Origin of the sequence: Rhizobium sp. BK196 (assembly GCF_014193255.1) — a bacterium.
Taxonomy (GTDB): Bacteria; Pseudomonadota; Alphaproteobacteria; order Rhizobiales; family Rhizobiaceae; genus Rhizobium.
This window is the reverse complement of the sequence record NZ_JACHZB010000002.1, coordinates 597,061-613,270: the sequence shown is the minus strand read 5'-3', so window position 1 is coordinate 613,270 and position 16,210 is coordinate 597,061. Positions and strand designations below refer to the sequence as shown.

The 16,210-nt window shown below is 59.3% G+C and carries 18 protein-coding genes and 1 pseudogene; 9 read left to right on the top strand and 10 right to left on the bottom strand.

All coding sequences use genetic code 11. From position 1 onward, the window contains the following. Positions 1-2: 2 nt before the first annotated feature. The 4 genes from FHT78_RS09440 to FHT78_RS09425 all read right to left on the bottom strand — a co-directional run bounded on the left by FHT78_RS09440 (position 3) and on the right by FHT78_RS09425 (position 4,445). Complete coding sequence (locus tag FHT78_RS09440) at positions 3-1,277, bottom strand: class II D-tagatose-bisphosphate aldolase, non-catalytic subunit (protein ID WP_183742839.1); 1,275 nt, start codon at positions 1,275-1,277, stop codon at positions 3-5. Beyond that, complete coding sequence (locus FHT78_RS09435) at positions 1,277-2,254, bottom strand: sugar kinase (protein ID WP_183742838.1); 978 nt, start codon at positions 2,252-2,254, stop codon at positions 1,277-1,279. The genes FHT78_RS09440 and FHT78_RS09435 overlap by 1 nt, the downstream gene beginning before the upstream one ends. 27 nt (positions 2,255-2,281) lie before the next feature. Next, a complete protein-coding gene (locus FHT78_RS09430; protein ID WP_183742837.1) occupies positions 2,282-3,496 on the bottom strand; it encodes an ROK family protein in 1,215 nt (404 codons plus the stop codon). Between the two features lie 64 nt (positions 3,497-3,560). Continuing rightward, positions 3,561-4,445, bottom strand: a complete 885-nt coding sequence (locus FHT78_RS09425) for a sugar phosphate isomerase/epimerase (protein WP_183742835.1) — start codon at positions 4,443-4,445, stop codon at positions 3,561-3,563. 293 nt (positions 4,446-4,738) lie between these two features. On the opposite strand from FHT78_RS09425, the gene FHT78_RS09420 reads away from it, so the two are divergent. The 6 genes from FHT78_RS09420 to FHT78_RS09395 all read left to right on the top strand — a co-directional run bounded on the left by FHT78_RS09420 (position 4,739) and on the right by FHT78_RS09395 (position 10,057). After that, positions 4,739-6,172, top strand: coding sequence for an extracellular solute-binding protein (locus FHT78_RS09420; RefSeq protein ID WP_183742833.1), 1,434 nt, complete (start codon positions 4,739-4,741; stop codon positions 6,170-6,172). A gap of 96 nt (positions 6,173-6,268) precedes the next feature. Continuing rightward, the gene (locus FHT78_RS09415) at positions 6,269-7,144 is read left to right on the top strand and encodes a sugar ABC transporter permease (RefSeq protein ID WP_183742831.1); all 876 of its coding nucleotides are present in this window, start codon (positions 6,269-6,271) and stop codon (positions 7,142-7,144) included. Between the two features lie 4 nt (positions 7,145-7,148). Continuing rightward, the gene (locus FHT78_RS09410) at positions 7,149-7,985 is read left to right on the top strand and encodes a carbohydrate ABC transporter permease (RefSeq protein WP_183742829.1); all 837 of its coding nucleotides are present in this window, start codon (positions 7,149-7,151) and stop codon (positions 7,983-7,985) included. A gap of 4 nt (positions 7,986-7,989) precedes the next feature. After that, positions 7,990-8,196, top strand: a complete 207-nt coding sequence (locus tag FHT78_RS09405) for a DUF2160 family membrane protein (RefSeq protein ID WP_183742825.1) — start codon at positions 7,990-7,992, stop codon at positions 8,194-8,196. A 61-nt stretch (positions 8,197-8,257) separates the two neighbouring features. After that, positions 8,258-9,319 (top strand): sn-glycerol-3-phosphate ABC transporter ATP-binding protein UgpC, encoded by a 1,062-nt coding sequence (ugpC, locus tag FHT78_RS09400; RefSeq protein ID WP_183742823.1) that lies wholly within the window; start codon positions 8,258-8,260, stop codon positions 9,317-9,319. A gap of 12 nt (positions 9,320-9,331) precedes the next feature. Then, entirely contained in the window at positions 9,332-10,057 is a 726-nt protein-coding gene (locus FHT78_RS09395) for an SDR family oxidoreductase (RefSeq protein ID WP_183742821.1), read from the top strand. 142 nt (positions 10,058-10,199) lie between these two features. Here the strand turns inward: FHT78_RS09395 and FHT78_RS09390 are convergent, their stop codons facing one another. From FHT78_RS09390 to FHT78_RS09375, 4 genes and pseudogenes are all read right to left on the bottom strand, one after another. After that, a complete protein-coding gene (locus tag FHT78_RS09390) occupies positions 10,200-10,994 on the bottom strand; it encodes an aldolase/citrate lyase family protein (RefSeq protein ID WP_183742819.1) in 795 nt (264 codons plus the stop codon). 35 nt (positions 10,995-11,029) lie between these two features. Continuing rightward, positions 11,030-11,185 (bottom strand): annotated as a pseudogene (locus tag FHT78_RS09385) (aldehyde dehydrogenase family protein); the annotation flags it as partial. A 108-nt stretch (positions 11,186-11,293) separates the two neighbouring features. Continuing rightward, positions 11,294-12,154: a TIM barrel protein gene (locus FHT78_RS09380; protein WP_183742817.1), complete on the bottom strand. Its 861-nt coding sequence runs from the start codon at positions 12,152-12,154 to the stop codon at positions 11,294-11,296. A 70-nt stretch (positions 12,155-12,224) separates the two neighbouring features. After that, positions 12,225-13,595, bottom strand: a complete 1,371-nt coding sequence (locus FHT78_RS09375; protein WP_183742815.1) for an amidase — start codon at positions 13,593-13,595, stop codon at positions 12,225-12,227. Between the two features lie 234 nt (positions 13,596-13,829). On the opposite strand from FHT78_RS09375, the gene FHT78_RS09370 reads away from it, so the two are divergent. After that, a complete protein-coding gene (locus FHT78_RS09370; RefSeq protein ID WP_183742813.1) occupies positions 13,830-14,162 on the top strand; it encodes a hypothetical protein in 333 nt (110 codons plus the stop codon). A 71-nt stretch (positions 14,163-14,233) separates the two neighbouring features. After that, positions 14,234-14,674 (top strand): DUF1810 domain-containing protein, encoded by a 441-nt coding sequence (locus tag FHT78_RS09365; protein ID WP_183742812.1) that lies wholly within the window; start codon positions 14,234-14,236, stop codon positions 14,672-14,674. Here the strand turns inward: FHT78_RS09365 and FHT78_RS09360 are convergent. Both FHT78_RS09360 and FHT78_RS09355 read right to left on the bottom strand, forming a co-directional pair. Further along, entirely contained in the window at positions 14,671-14,856 is a 186-nt protein-coding gene (locus FHT78_RS09360) for a hypothetical protein (RefSeq protein WP_183742810.1), read from the bottom strand. The two genes, FHT78_RS09365 and FHT78_RS09360, sit on opposite strands and share 4 nt — an antisense overlap. 87 nt (positions 14,857-14,943) lie before the next feature. Then, complete coding sequence (locus FHT78_RS09355) at positions 14,944-15,567, bottom strand: TetR/AcrR family transcriptional regulator (protein WP_183742808.1); 624 nt, start codon at positions 15,565-15,567, stop codon at positions 14,944-14,946. Positions 15,568-15,697: 130 nt separating this feature from the next. Between FHT78_RS09355 and FHT78_RS09350 the strand changes: the two genes are divergently transcribed. Then, positions 15,698-15,913: a hypothetical protein gene (locus tag FHT78_RS09350; RefSeq protein WP_183742806.1), complete on the top strand. Its 216-nt coding sequence runs from the start codon at positions 15,698-15,700 to the stop codon at positions 15,911-15,913. Positions 15,914-16,210: the final 297 nt, after the last annotated feature.

Below are 16,210 nucleotides of genomic sequence, written 5' to 3'. Positions count from 1 at the left end.
CCTCATCTCGCTCCGCCGCATGCTGCATGATATTCGGCAAGGCTTCTCGTCACCCGCCAGATCAAGACCTCTTGCGGGTCGAACGGCGCATCAGAAAACCGTTCGGCTGCCGGCATGTGCTGCCAGAAGAGCGGAAGCGGTATCAATTTTCCGGCAAGTGCGCCGCAAAGGCGCGCAACCGCGGATTGGGCCTGCTCAGCGACCCAATAGTATCGAATGCGATCGGATAGCGAATAATGCCGAAGCCAGCGCTGCTCATCCTCCGTGCCGTGATAGTGACGGCTCCAGTGCTCCGGATGCGCCAGCATCAAAGCCTCCATCGCGGCATAGAGGGGACGCTCGCCATAGCCTGGCACCAGGTCGGACGCGATCAGATCCAGCCCGTAGAGGGCCTCCCGCAGGACGAAGGTCAATTCCGGTCCGACCTTGAGGATCGAAAAACCGTCTTCGACGAGCGCGGCCAGCGAACTAGCGCCCTGATAATCGGTGGAATGCGCTTCGAACACGAATTGCGGCTCGTCATCGAGCACGTGCTTCAGCGCGTCGATCTTGCTGTGATCATACCTGATGACATTGTGGTTGCCGAACTCGACGCCCGGCTGCACCACCAGGCCGATGACGCGTGCAAACGCCTCCATGAGGCCGAATTCGGCGAAGACGCGACGATGGACTTCGATCGTCTGTCTGGCGGCCAAAGCCGCTGTCGGCTCGATCGTGGTCAGCACGTGATCCGCGCCACCGGGAGGAGGAACTTCCGTGCCGATCACATAGACCGGCATGGCGCTCCCCGCCCGCCTTGCCGCGGTCTCTGCGACAGCAGCAAGGCGGGCAGCGCGACGAGCGGTCGTATCGTCGTTCAATGCGGCGGGTTCACCCATGCAGCCCATCGACGCGTCCAGATGGATCTTGCGGAACCCGGCTGCGACATAGGCTGCCACCATCTTCTCGGCTTCCGCCATCGCCTCCTCGGCCGCACGATCCCGCCAGGGGCTCGGTCCGAGGTGATCGCCCCCAAGCACGATGAGATTTTCCGGGCAGCGCTCCTCCTGAGCGATGCGCAGCACGAGAGCCGCAAATTTCGCGGGGCTCATCCCGGTATAGCCGCCCAGATGGTTGACCTGGTTGCAGGTGGCTTCGATCAGGACGGTGCTTGAATGGTCACGCCCATGGCGCAGCGCTGCCCGCAACACGATCGGATGGGCCGAGCAGACGGAGGTGATACCGGCAGGGCGACGCAGGACCCTGAGTGCAGCCAGTTCGTTGAGTGCTACCTGCATCAGGAGCGCCTTTCCGTCGAAGCGATGAACGCGTCGAGCTCCTGGCGGGTGCCGGCACCTTCCATCGGACCGCGGACCGTCACATTGCGCGCACCTGCAGCCGAACCATAGGTGAGAGCCTCGTCCGGCGACATTCCGAGCCGCCGGCAGGTGAGGTAGGCTCCGCCGAAGCAGTCGCCGGCGCCGGTCGGATCGACCTCCTCGACGAAGAACGCAGGCGCATCAATACGCTCCCCGTTCCTGCCGAAATAGGTCGCACCCTCCGCTCCGCGCTTCAGAACGATTTCATTCACGCCGATCTCGAACAGGCGGCGGATCGCATCGGCTTCGCCCCTAATGCCTGCAGCACGCTCGAGTTCCTCCCCTGACGGCAGGAGAAGATCAGCGGCGGCGACAGTTCGCAAAAATCGGCGCTCGGTCTCCACATCGAGTTGCAATTCCTTGCGGATGTTCGGATCGACCGAGAGCGTGCCGCCGCGTGCCTTGACGATGTCGACCGCCCTTTCGATCACCTCCCGCGCGCTTGGAACCGAGAGAGCCGACCCCATCACATGGAGATGTCCGGTGCGGTTGATGAGATCGCTGACGCCCTGAGACCAGCCGAAGCGGGCGGCCGCGGACCTGGCGATATTGTAGACGAAGTCGCGAGAGCCGTCCTTGCGGTAGCGGACGAAGGCGCTTCCGGTCGGATAGTCAGGATCGACGGCAATGGTCGACACATCGACGCCATCGCGCTTGAGGCGATCGATATTGACGCGACCGAAATCGTCATCGCCGACCGCGCCCACCATCGCTGCCGCTCCGCCGAGCCGGCCGCATTGCGAGATGAAGATCGCCGGCGCACCGCTCGCAAACGGCCCGACGAGCGGCTGGGCTTCAAGGAACCCGTCTCCGACCGTCGTGGCAACGATCTCCACGAGGATCTCGCCAACACAAACCGTAGGGCCGAGATGATCCGGAGCCAGCACTGAAACCATTGCATTCCTGCCTTCGATAGGTGTTTGCTAAATCGCCGTTGACCGCTGTAAGCCGCCGTCTTCGCTGCCGAACTCCTCGTTTTCGAGAGAGAGAAAGCGCCGGTGCAGCATGCATGCCGCCCCGAAGGCGGAACCGAACTCCGCATCGCCATCGACGACGATCTCGGGTGTCGGAAAGGGAATGTTCTGACCTTCCGACATGTGAACCGCCACGCGGGCCGCCACCATCGGATAGAGCGAGGCCACAGAGCCCCCCAGCACGATCCTGTCAGGATCGAGCAGGCGACAGGCCTGGAGCAGCGCATAGGCAAGATGCCGCGACCAGATCTCCGCTATGTTTACCGCGTCAGGAACACGATCACGAACGTCTGCGAGGAAGTCCTGCAGATCGACGTCGGTGCGGCCGGTCGCATCCCGGTACCGCCGGATCAATACCTCGCGGCCGATCAGTTGCTCGAATTTCTGTCCGCCGCTTCCGGGCACGAGAGTATGGCCGATTTCGCCCGCAAGGCCGTGACCGCCACGAAACAGCCTTCCGTCGATCATGATCCCGCCGCCGACACCGGTCTCCATGAGCAGGAAGAGCGTCACGCCGCCAAGGCCGTGACGATAACTGTCACCGATCGCGAAAGCGTTGGCGTCATTTTCCACCGCGATCGGCACTTCGGCCGGAAAGGCACTGCGCCCGATCTCCTTCAATGACACCTCCCGCCAGCCGATGATCGGCGCAAGGGTTACAATTCCGTCCGGCCGGATATGTGCCGGCACAGATATGCCGAGGCCCTTACAGCGCTCGATCATCTGCTTCGACGTGGCGTCCATGATGAGCCCGACTCCACGCGCCACAGCCTCCTCGACCGTCGAGGACTGCGCGTGGAAGGCTAGCCTGCGGGAGGCCCGCACATCTGCCGAAAAATCCACGACAACAGCAGATATATGCTCGACGCCAAGTTCGATCCCAGCGAAGAATGCAGCATCCGGAACCAGCTCCAGCATGATCCCCGGACGGCCGGCGCGGGATTGCTCCGGACGCAGTTTGCTGCTCCCCTCCGACTCCTGGACCAAGCCGCCTTCCGTCAGTTCGGCAACGATCTCTCCCGACGACGAACGGTTCATTCCGAGCTTCCGCGCCAGATCGGCCCGGCTCAGGCGGCGATGGCTGTAGATCGTCTGCAGGGCTGCGACAATATTGTTTTGCCTGATCCTGCGCGGCGAGCTTCCGATGGAGACGGTGTCGTTCATGTTCACTTCTCTTCAAATCGACTGCTCCAGCCTACACTTACGAAGCAGATCGGCAGAAGGATTATCAGGGGCGCGCGTTCGTGACACGGCGCCGTTTGGCATCTTGATATTTCAGCTCGATATAGCGCTTGGCATGCGCCGCCAGCGGATCATTCTCGGTCCAGGTGTCGCGCCAGATTGCGCAGGCGAGCGAGAGGCCTTCATCGACGACGGTGGTTGAAAAGCTTTCGAACACGATGTCGCGCTTGTAGTCGATATCGAGCAACGCATCGAAGATGAGATCGAAGTTGATGACGCCATCGCCGAGATAGCCGCGATTGCTTTCACCGATGTGGAAATAACCGATCTTATCACCGGCGAGCCGGATCGCAGCCGCCGGATTTGCTTCCTCGATATTCATGTGGAAAGTGTCGAGATGCAGGCGAACATGATCCGACCCGGTTTCGGAGATGAACTTCAACCCCTGGGCCGTCGTATTCAGAAGGTTCGTCTCGAAGCGATTCACGATCTCCAGGACCAGATCGACGCTCGCATCTTTTGCGATATCCGCAGTCGCGGCGATCGCCGCGACGCTGTTATCCCAGCCCTTCTTTGTCGGCTGCCGGTTATATTTGGTGTGCGCGGAATAAAGGATGCCGCCGAGCTTGTTTCCGCCGATGTCGCGGACTGCACGCACGGCGTCGGCCAACATCTGCCTGCCGGCGGAGACCGCCGCCGTATCCTCGCTTGAGATATCCTTGTCGACAGGCAGCCCCATCGTCACACCGATCTCGACATCCAGCGATTGCGCAAGCTTCGCCAGACGATCGAGATTAAATCTCTCGGGGCGCAGATAGGCAAATTCGATTGTGCGGTATCCATGCTCGGCCGTCCTGTTGAGAGCCATCTCGAGGCCCTCCTGCGTTTGACCGCCTGTCCATACAAATGAATGGATTCCCAATCGGCGCATAGCTAATTCTCTCCGTCGGACGTCTCAATCGCGCAACAGCTATGTTATTTAGTATGGAGAAGCAACAAATAAATTCGGGAATCGCACTTTGGAAACAGAAGAAAAATTCGTTGCGATGCAGCAATTTTTTCTGAAACTCCTGTTGAGGTAGCTCTCGTGAAAATTACTTTCCACCGAAATCAACGAGATAGCCCTCATATTTGCAGGTTCAGACAACAAATATTGCGTGTCCGGGGATTTTCATCTACACAATGGCCCAGCGAATGATCTCGCTGCTATCTGGGAGGATTGAAATGAATTACGCTTGGAAGGCCAGCGCGCTTGCGCTGACGCTCAGCCTCGCCACCGCCGCATCGCCGGCTTGGGCAGACTTCTGGTCCGACGCGGGCGCCAAATTCAAGGGCGTGACCCTGCATGGCGTGACCGAAAGTACCCCGCCGTCCAACTACATCAAGAATGTGCTGGCGCCGGAATTCGAGAAGAAGACGGGCATCAAAGTCGAAATCGAGACGACGTCCTGGGATCAGATGTACGACAAAGCCATCAAGGACATGGAGGCCAAGACCGGCATCTATGATATGGTCTACATTGAGCAGGACATCATCTACTCGTATCTGTCGCGCAATTTCCTGGTCAACATAACACAGACGCTGAAGGATCAGCCGGACCTGAAGGCATCGACCTACGATGACGCAAACTTCACCAGCTTCGCCGACTACTTCAAGGACAAGAAGGGCGATCTCTTCGGCGTGCCGATGGAAGCCTTCCTGAAGACTTACCTCTATCGCAAGGACCTTTTCGACGATCCGAAGATCAAGGAGGCCTTCAAGAAGGAGACCGGCAAAGATCTAAAGCCGGCGACCACGCATGAGGATTACACGCAGATCGCCGAATTCTTCACCAAGTATGGCAAGGACAACGGTCTCGAACTTTGGGGCACCACCGCTCAAGCCCATACAGGCCATGCTGCATCCTGGTACGAATATTTCGAATCCATCGCGCCGACCTTCGGCGTCTACAACTGGGGCATCGACGCCAGCAACAACTATGCGGCGACGGTCGAGCATGGCGGTGCGATGAACAGCGACAAGGCGAAGGCGGCGCTGAAATACTGGCTGCACCTGCGCGACATCGCCCCGCCGGAATCGACGCAATCGACCTGGACGGAGACTGCTACGACGTTTGCTGCGGGCCGCGTTGCTCAAGGGTTGATCTACGGCGAGAACGCGGCGTGGATCGCGAGTGATCCCGCACAGTCTAAGGTGGTCGACAAAGTAGGCTTTGCCCTGCCGCCGCTCGAACCGGGTGTTCTGGAAGATGCGAAGTCCGGAAAGGGCTACATCGGCTATTATGACGGCGGCGCCTTCGGCCTGCCAGTCACATCCAAGAACAAAGAAGCCGCTCTGCTCTTCCTTGAGTTCATGGGTCAGAACGACGTGCAACCCGACTGGGCGATCGCGGCACCCCGCATCACCAACAAGGCGACCTTCGACGATCCGAAGGTGAAGGCGATGGACGTCAAACTCGGCGGCTTTTACACAATGCTGAAGGACGAAGGCAAACTCTTCGCCGGCGCCCCTCCGTATCCGTTCCACGCACAGTTGCGTGAAGCAACCCTGCCGATCTTTTTCGACATCCTGACCGGCAAGATCGCGCCCGACGAAGGGCTCGACCAGATGGCCGCCAAGACGGAAGAAGAGCTCACGTCGCTCGGCTATCGCAAATAAGTCATCCTCCCCACCTTGGCGGGTCGTCTTCAGTTGGCGGCCCGCTCCTTTCCTGACCCGAGAGGGCGCCCCAATGGGTGCCGAGAGGATGAGGCAATGCACTCACAAAAGCTTGGATGGCTGCTGCTGTCACCGACGATCCTGATCCTCGGGCTCTTCGGCATCTTTCCTTTCATCTACGTCGTTTGGGTTTCGTTTCACCAGTGGAACCCGTTTGCAGCAAATCCGCTGATGGTTTTCAATTGGGCTTCGAACTACCGGAGCCTCGTCTTCGACACACAGTTCCTGGCCTCGCTGGGCATCACGACCGCCTTCGTCTTTTTCGCAGTCGTTTCCGAACTCGTCCTCGGGTACATGCTCGCGCAGGCGCTGATGAAGGACTTTCCGGGAAAAGCCTTCTTCCGAACCATCCACACCCTTCCTCTTATCATGGCACCCATCATCGTCGGATCGGTGTGGAAGCTGATGACGACACCGTCGATCGGCATTATCCCATACCTGCTGCGAAGCTGGTTCGGCTATGATCTGAACATCGGCCAGAGTGCCGCCGCGGCCTTCACAATAACTGTTATCATGGACGTCTGGCACTGGACGCCGCTGGTCACCCTCTCTCTGATCGCCGCATTGGTCTCGCTTCCGCCAGATCCCTTCGAGCAGGCGCAGATCGACGGCGCCGGCAAAAGCCAGATCTTTTGGCATATCACGCTCCCACTGATCCGCCCTGCCCTGCTGGCTACAGTATTCATCAGGCTCATGGACGCATTGCGCACGGTCGACGAGGTCCTGATGTTGACAGGCGGCGGTCCAGGGTCGTCAACGCGCTACATCGGCGTCCATATCTTCAGGGAGGTCTTCCCGAAGACGAACTACGGTTACGGTTCGGCGATCTCCGTCGTCGTTCTCTACCTGACCATCGTCGTCTGCTGGCTGCTCTACGTTGGCCTGATTGCTCCGCGCGCAAAGAGAGGCTGATGCTATGAAAAGACAGAACCCCTGGCTTCCGGTTCTCTTGTGGACGCTGATAAGCTTTGCAACCCTCTTCCCCATCTATTGGCTCTTCGTCATATCGGTGAAGCAGCCTTTCGACCTGTTTTCGACGCCGGACGTCGTCATCAGGAGCTTCTTCTGGAAGAACTATCAGGACGTGCTGACGAATGAGACTTTGCGGCGATACATGATCAACTCGCTCGTCATCTCGTCGGGAAATGCGATCCTGGTGACGACCCTCGGCTTTCTTGCCTGCTATGCGCTGACGCGCTTCGATCTTGCAGGCAAGGAGAGCATTTTCTTCTGGACGATCACCAATCGCATGGCCCCGCCGGCGGTCTTCCTGCTGCCGCTCTTCCTGCTGCTGACACAGGTCTACAGGATCGGAGACTTTTCGCTGGCCGATTCCCGGCTGGGCATGATCCTCGTCTACTGCTCCTTCAACCTCCCCTTTGCCATTTGGACCCTGCGACCGACAGTAGAGGGGATTCCCAAAGAACTGGACGAGGCTGCCTATATGGACGGCGCAAGCCCGTGGATGGTCCTCTACGATATCGTCTTTCCTCTAGCCCGACCCGGACTTGCAGTGACGCTTATCCTCACCTGGGTCTTCGCATGGAACGAATATCTGCTTGCCGCGACGCTTACCAACTTCAACGCCCGCACACTCACCACCGGCTTGTCGGAATACGTGACGACGACAGGGACGGCCTGGGGCATCATGGCGGCAATCTCGATGCTGACATTGGTCCCGGCGCTTATCGTCTTCTCGGTGGTGCAGCGTCACATCGTTGCCGGTCTGACCTTCGGCGCAGTGAAAGGATAGCGACATGGCCTCGGATTCTCGAAGCAACGAAAAAGAGCCAGGCTTCCTGCCGATCGAAACGAACTGGTTCGACCGGTTGTTCATCTCAATCGTGATCTGGGTCGCGCTCTCTCTGCTCTGGATGCGCTTCATCGAACCGCTCGGGCTGTCGGTGTGGTTTGCGGCGGCAATATCCGCCGTGCTCGGAGCCTACATCATCTGGAAAGGGTAAGCATTTGAATTCTTTCTGCATTGTCAAGAGACAGGCCGTGCTGCACTAGGGAGAAACGACATTGGCAAACGTACAGGTTAGCGACGTCACCAAGAGATATGGCGCACTTCAGGTGATGCACGGCGTCAGCGTCGATATCGAAGACGGCGAGTTCGTCGTGCTCGTTGGCCCCTCCGGCTGCGGCAAGTCCACGCTGCTGCGCATGATCGCTGGCCTCGAGACCGTCAGCAGCGGCGACATCAGGATCGGCGGCCGCGTAGTCACCAACGCTCCGCCGAAGGAGCGTGACATCGCCATGGTTTTCCAGAGCTATGCGCTCTACCCTCATAAGACGGTTGCCGAGAACATGGGCTTTCCGCTGAAAATGGCGAAACGTCCGAAGTCGGAGATCAACGAGAAGGTCGGCAGGGCAGCCGAGATTCTCGACCTGACGCGTTATCTGGATCGCTATCCGAAACAGCTGTCGGGTGGGCAGCGGCAGCGCGTCGCTATGGGACGGGCTATCGTCCGCGACCCACAGGTTTTCCTGTTCGACGAGCCGCTGTCCAACCTCGATGCCAAGCTTCGCGTGACCATGCGCGTCGAAATCAAGGAGCTTCACCAGCGGCTGAAAACCACCACCGTCTACGTCACCCATGACCAGATCGAAGCCATGACGATGGCGAGCAAGATCGTCGTCATGCGGGACGGCAGAGTGGAACAGATCGGCAAACCGCTCGACCTTTACGATTTCCCCGCCAATCTCTTCGTCGCCGGCTTCATCGGCAGCCCCGCAATGAACTTTCTCCAGGGCAAGATCGCATCCCGGGAGGGCAAACAGGTCGTCGTCACCGATCAGGGTGTCGTCCTGCCCGTGGATCGCGTGAATGCCGAGGACGGCAAGCCGGTGACCTACGGAATTCGCCCTGAGCACATCACCATCAGCGACGACGGCATTCCGGTTGAGGTGTCGGTATATGAGCCGACCGGCTCCGAAACACTGATCTTCGGCCGCGTCGGCGGGGCACCGATCGATGCTCTCATCCGCGAACGTATCGAGGTCGAGCCCGGCAAGACGGTGCATTTTTATCTTGATCCCCGACGTATTCATATCTTCGATCAGGCAACGGGTCAGCGACTGTAAGGCGAGGAACAAATGAATTTCGACGGTAAAAAAGTAATCGTCACCGGTGCCGGCAAGGGCATCGGTCGTGTCGTCGCGGAAATATTGGTCAAGCGTGGGGCCAAGGTCGCGGCCCTGACCAGAAGTGCTGACGATATTGTTTCCTTAAGGAAGGATTTAGGCTGCCAGGCCATTCAGGTCGATCTTGCCGATGCAAAGGCAACGCGCGAGGCCGCGCGTGCAGCGCTTCCTGCGGATTTTCTGATCAATTGCGCCGGAACGACCGAACTGCAGTCCTTTCTCGAAACCACCGTCGAAGCCTTTGACCACCTGATTGCGGTGAACACGCGCGCCCCGATGATCGTCGCGCAGGAATTTGCGCGATCGTTGATCGAGGACCACCGCCACGGCGCTATCGTCAATGTCTCCTCCGTCGCCGCTTTCGTCGGCATCCCAGACCATGCCGCCTATTGCGCTTCGAAAGGGGGGCTGGACGGCCTGACGCGCGTCATGGCTAAGGAACTCGCGCCTCAAGGGATCCGGGTGAATGGCGTGCATCCAACCGTTACGCTGACGCCAATGGCGATCAAGGCCTGGAGCGATCCGGAAAAGGCTGCCGGAATGCAAAAGCGCATCCCGGTCGGCCGGTTTGCCGAGCCCGAGGACGTAGCGGAGGTGATCCTGTTCCTGCTCTCCGACGAAGCCGCAATGGTCAACGGCATCTCAATGCCTGTTGATGGCGGCTACATGATTGCGTGAGACCTTCTTCATCTGGCCAGAGAGCCTGGGCCTTTATTGCGTCAAGCGTAGAAAGCTGGGAAACCGTGTTCACGATTGAGCGATGAAAGCGCCGGAACTCTTCATCGGGCGCATCCGCCAACTCCAAGGCGGCCGAGTTAGATCAGCCGCCGGAAGCAATCTTCCTTGCGGTGTTGATTGCCCGGCGAGCCCCAGACCGCAACTGCGCGGTCTCCGCCCCGGCAATGACCAAGGCAAAACCAAATTTCAGAAGTTCGCCGGCGCGTTCGCCATCACCGGCAAAGGCGCAGGCGAATTTTCCGTGCGCACGGCAACGGACAACGGCGTGCTGCATGGCGCTATCGATTTCGGCAGCGTTCGGCGCGACCTGGTCGCCGTTGGATAGCGCAATGGAGAGATCCGAAGGACCGATGAAGATGCCATCGATGCCGGGGACGCCAAGGATATCGTCGATCGCTTCGAGCGCCGCACGCGTCTCGACCATGGCAATCGCGACTGTCAGGTCATTGGCCTTCTTGAGATAATCATCTGCCGAGAGGCGGGTATGGTTGAGCGCGAGAGACGGCCCCCAGCTGCGCTCACCGACCGGCGGATATTTAGTTGTCCTCACGAAAGCCTTCGCATCCTCGGCCGAATTGATCATTGGCGCAATGATGCCGGACGCGCCAGCATCGAGGAGGCGGGAGGCAGAGGCGAAATCGCCGACCGGAATACGTGCGATTGCCGGCTTGCCGGCAACTCGTGCATGGCCGACGGCGGAAGCAGCCGAGGGGAGGTCCCACATGCCATGCTGCATATCGAGCACGACGGCATCGAAGGCTTCCTGGGCCAGATGATTGACCAGCAGCGGGTCGGGAATGCCCACCCAAGCGGAAATCATCGCGCTGTCATGGTTCCTGATCCGGGCTGCAAAGCCGTCGATGTCGATTGCGCTCATGGCATTCTCCTCAATTCGCCAGGCCATCAATAGCCCTATATTAAGCTTGGGAAACGCTTCGATGCGTATTTCGAACCGTCCCGGCCGATGCCGGACCTCTTCATGCCGCCGACAGATGCGATCGCCGTCGAGATGAGTCTCTTGTTGACACCGACAATGCCGAATTCCAGAGCTTCGGCAACCCGGAAGATGCCGCCGCCGGTACTGACATGGCAACATAACCGAAATCAGAGCGCGTATCGGCCGCGATCATTTGAAAGCGACGTGCGGTGAGGATTGGAAGAACGGGCTGGAACAGCCTAGGCCGTGCGGCGCATCGGGGCGTCTTGAAGAAATTCCTCGATGAAGCGCTTCTGCAGCAGGATGCCATCCCACTCATCCGCAAAGAACGGCGAGTCGTAGATCAGCGTATAGGGACCCTGATAGCCGGCCTCTTCGCACATTTCCAGGCAAAGGCGGTAGTCTGCAGCATCAAGTCCGAAAGCATTATAGTCGGCCTTGGCATGGCAGATTTCGGCGCGGCGCATGATATTCGCCAGCCCTTCATATTTAGCCGGTGCCGCCCAGTTTCCGAGGTCGCCATTGAGGCCGATCTTGCCGTCGAATTCATCCAACAGCCAGTTCATTTCCGTCGGCGAGGGCAGAAGTGCAAACCAGTTTTCGGTCACGACACGCACGCCGCTTCCCTCCGCCTGCCCAGCGAGCCACTTCAGATGGTGCGCCGAACGCGCAAGGTTCTCCTCATTCGGTGCCTGCTTGCCGGCAATGACGCGGATGCGCTCAGCGCCGAGCTTTTCTGCAATATCGATCCAATCGGCAATCCAGCCTATATCACGCTCAGCCGTCTCGGCATTGCTCGGATCGCCGTCCTCAACGAGCAGCGTCTGGAAAAGGATGTTGGAGGCTTCCAGCGCATCGCGAAATTCGGCGAAATAAGAGGCGTCCAGGTTCGGCAGGTGGAACGAGCAAACCTCCAGTCGGCCTAATCCGCGTTCGGCAAGCATGCGCGGCACGTCGAGCAGGCTCACCGTGCCCGGCCCATAGGGCTCCTGGCGTGCCGCGCTTTTCTTCGGATCGGGACTATAGGGGTAAGTTGCACCCAGCATCCTGTGAAGCGACCATGTAGAAACTGCAAACCGGCCGTTCTGCAAAGCCTGCATCTTTCATCTCCTCCCGTTTCCTCGTGAGAACTCTGGCAAGAATGCCGCGCCGCATCAAGCCCGCAATCGCCTAAATCCAGTCGCCGCGAATGACCGTTTCCGCCGCCAGCGAGACGGAAAGCAGCGCTTCGTCCCTATTAGCCGGGGCCGAGAGAAGGAAACCGACCGGCATATCCGCCTCGCCCTTGCCGCAGGGAATTGAAACGCCACACCAGTCCAGGAAATTGCCGAGCGCTGTGTTGCGCAACGTCTTGACGTTCGTGGCGAAGAAAAGCTCGTCATCACGCTCAAGTGCCGCTATCGGCGGCGCCACGTGGGCGACCGAAGGAAAGGCGAGGAAGCGCTTGCCGACAAGCCGGTCGACTTCGGCGATCAGGCGGGTACGTTCGGCAAGAATAGCAATGTAATCGGCCATGCCGGTCTTTTCGCCGAGCCGTGTGCGCAGGACGACGCGATGATCCATCCGCGCTGCCTCCGGCCCTGCAAGTCGTTCGCGATGGAGAGCGAAGGCTTCGGCGGTGACCAGAGCACCATGCTTTTCCATCAGCGCCAGGATTTCCTCAAAGGCTGGAATGTCGATGAAGCTGATATGCGCGCCAGCGCTGCGCAGCCGCTCCACACCGCCTTCAAAGGCTTCGGCGATGCCCGAGCCCAAGCCGTCGAACACGATATTCCTGACAATGACGATTTCTACGCCCTTCAGCGACTGCCGGATTACCGTCGGCGCCGTCAACCCGCGCATGGCTGCGTCGATCCAGACGGCGTCCTGCACGGAACGGCAGAGGGGACCGAGCGAGTCGAGGCTCGCAGCCAGCGGATAGACGCCTTCCATGGCATAGCGCCCGCGCGTCGCTTTATAGCCGACGATGCCGTTCAGGGCGGCGGGAATACGCACCGAACCGCCGGTATCCGTGCCCATTGCAACCGGTACAAGGCCTGCGGCAACCGCCACGCCGGCGCCGGAGGACGACCCACCGGGAATGCGCGGCTCGTCCTTGCTGTGAGGATTTTGCGGCGTGCCGTAATGCGGATTGATGCCGAGGCCGGAGAAAGCGAATTCGCTCATATTGGTACGGCCGACGGCCAACATGCCGGCATTCTTGAGCGTTGTGACGATGGCCGCGTCCTGTTTCGCAGGCGGATCCTCCGCCAAAACCACCGAACCGGCCGTAGTTGCTATGCCTTCGATGTCGAAAAGATCTTTCCAGGCGATCGGAATGCCATCCAGCGCACCGAGCGAGCGGCCGTCGCGGATACGCTTCGAAGAAGTATGAGCCTCCCGCACCGCGCGCTCGCGCAACAGCACAGTGAAGACGGCCTTGTCGGCATATTGCTCGATCCCGTCGAAGATGGCCTCTGCGACATCGACCGGATCGGCCTTGCCGCTTTGGATGAGGAAGGAAAGCTGCGCGACAGACATCGCGCCGAAAGTCAGGGCCATGAGGGAGAGTCCTGTGGATATCACCCAGGATTTACCGCCTATCATTTCGCAGGACCAGCCCTTGCACGGCTTTTCATGATGATTGGTACGATTTTGTGAACACTGAGTTTGATTTAGCCCTCTTCTATTTGCCGCAGTTAAGACACACATGCGGTGCTGCGCGCGGGAAGCGGATAGGCACGCCATTAGCTTGCCTTCCCAAGCCGCATCCCGGTGCATTGCAGGAGACTTGAAATGACACAATCTGAAACTTGGACGTCCGGTCACCAGGATACGGTGCATCAGCATGTGAAGGAGGACGTGACCTCTGGCGAGGCTGAACGCGATTACGCCGACCACGTCAGCGCACAGAAGCTGTCGGTGCTGGAGCGGATTGTCGTCGTAGGTGCCCTCGTGCTGCTGAGCTTTGTAGGTTTCACAGCACCGTCGGCACAGACATCAGCGACCGATCCGATGACGACGTCGGCTGTTGAGGAGCAGACATCTCCCGGTGATAGTCTGGTGCCGCACCACCAGCGCTACGGGCATTGCCGTGAAACGAGCCCTTATGCAGACAAGGTCTGCTAAGAGCCGGCCATTTCGCCGGGCATGGAAATCTTTCGTCTGACGTGCATAAGAAGCATAGAAAAGGAAGAACCATGGCCGGTGACGTAGATTACGACCTCCACCGCTTCATCGAAGCGCAGAACGGCATATATGAACAGGCTCTTGCAGAGCTGAAGGCCGGTCGCAAACGCTCCCACTGGATGTGGTTCATCTTCCCCCAGATCGCCGGACTCGGGACATCTTCCATGGCGGAAAAATACGCCATTCGCTCGGTAGAGGAAGCCACAGCCTACCTTTCCGATCCGATCCTCGGCAGCCGTCTCTTGCGCTGTGTCGAGGCAATCCTCTCCGTCAGTGACCGCAGCGCTCACGATATCATGGGTTCCCCTGATGATCTGAAACTGCGTTCGTCGATGACACTGTTTGCCGCGGTCAGCGATCACGGCTCACCCTTTCACAAAGCGATCAACCATTTTTACGACGGGAAATTCGACGAACGGACAATTTCCATCCTGATCGCCGGCAACGATTAGCCGGGAGAGTGTTCCAGCGCTGCAATCTCCTCGGAGATTTCCTCGATGCGCTGTCGCAGATCGATTTGCGTACCGTCTTCCACTTCCTCTTCGCCGAAGCAATAACGTGCGTCGTGCAGTTCGAGCTTGGCTTCAAGTTCGGCCCGTCTGGCATATAGGCGCCGGAGATAAGCGTAATTCATCTCTGCCTCCAGATTGCTCCTGGATCAGCAGAAAACGGCCATCCAACCCCAAGGTTCCCAAGCGTGAACACTTGGGCCGCGGCAAGGTCAGCAGAAAGCGGAAATCGCCACGTTGCAGGCTTTTTCAAAATGACAGGAACAGCCGCCGTCCGCCATGGCCTGGCGGGTAACGCGCGCGCCTTCGAGCAGCAGCGTCAACGTATCGGCAAGAAGTTCTGGCTCGCGCGCGCCGGCAGCAACGCAAAGCGCTGCTAGACGGTTGCGCTGCATCGCTTTGTGGCGCTCGATCAACTCATGCGCCGGATGGCCCTCGCCCTTCAATTCGATGGCGGCATTGGCGAGATCGCAACCTGCGGGCTCGCCGCTCAGACAGTGAGCCCGGTCCTCGACCCAGGCAAGCAGCTGGCCGCGCGCATCGCCGGGGTGGGCGGCTTCGAGATCGCGCCAGATCTTCTCGGCCTTTTCGGAGGCGCGGCGCAACGTCTCGCAGACCAGCTCATCCTTGGAGCCGAAATGCCGATAGAGGGTCATCTTGTTGGTGGCGGCCGCATCCGCAATGGCATCGACGCCGATGCCACGAATGCCGCGCTCGCGGAAAAGCTCCGAAGCGGTCGAAACAATACGCTCCCGCGGGGGGATTCGATCGTCTGAAACAGCTGCGGAGATTTCATTCAATGATTCTGATTTTTTTGCGGACGAAGTCCTTGACATCAATGTGACCGATCGGTAACAAATGCACTGTTACTTACCGGTAACACCACTCTTTGCAGAAGTCAATGCCGGGATCACTTGGCAGCAGGAGTGGAACACGGGCGACCGCCCACGAAAGGAGGACCGTACCATGAGAAAGACCAGAGAAGATTTGACTATTTCCGAAGCCCTTCGCGACCCGCTGATCGCCATGGTGCTCCGCGCCGACGGCGTAAAGCTTGACGACTTCAAGCAACTCCTTGAGGTGGCTGCCCGTAAACGCGAGCCGCGTCCCTCCACGGCGAGCGATATGATCGGGTCCTTTGCCAGCCGCGCCAATCTGCCGGCAATGCCCTGCTTCGGCTGATCTGACCGCTGGCCCTGAAAGGCCCGATCGGCACTGGGGATAAGCCCTGTTCCCAGACGGGCTGCCGCTGTCAACAGGCGGCAGCCCTTGCGACGTATTTGTTGCTTGCTTCCCGCCTCGGCATTGCAGAGATGCGAGCTCTTTTTAACATCCCAGGCAATTCCGACTATGTTTCTAAGGCGATAGAACGCTCGCCGCCGGCGATGCCGTCATCATGACGACGCCCGCCGGCGGTGGCCTCGGCAAGCCCGAAGGCTTGCCATTGCTGACCGCAATGCCTGGCCGGAGACATAGCCC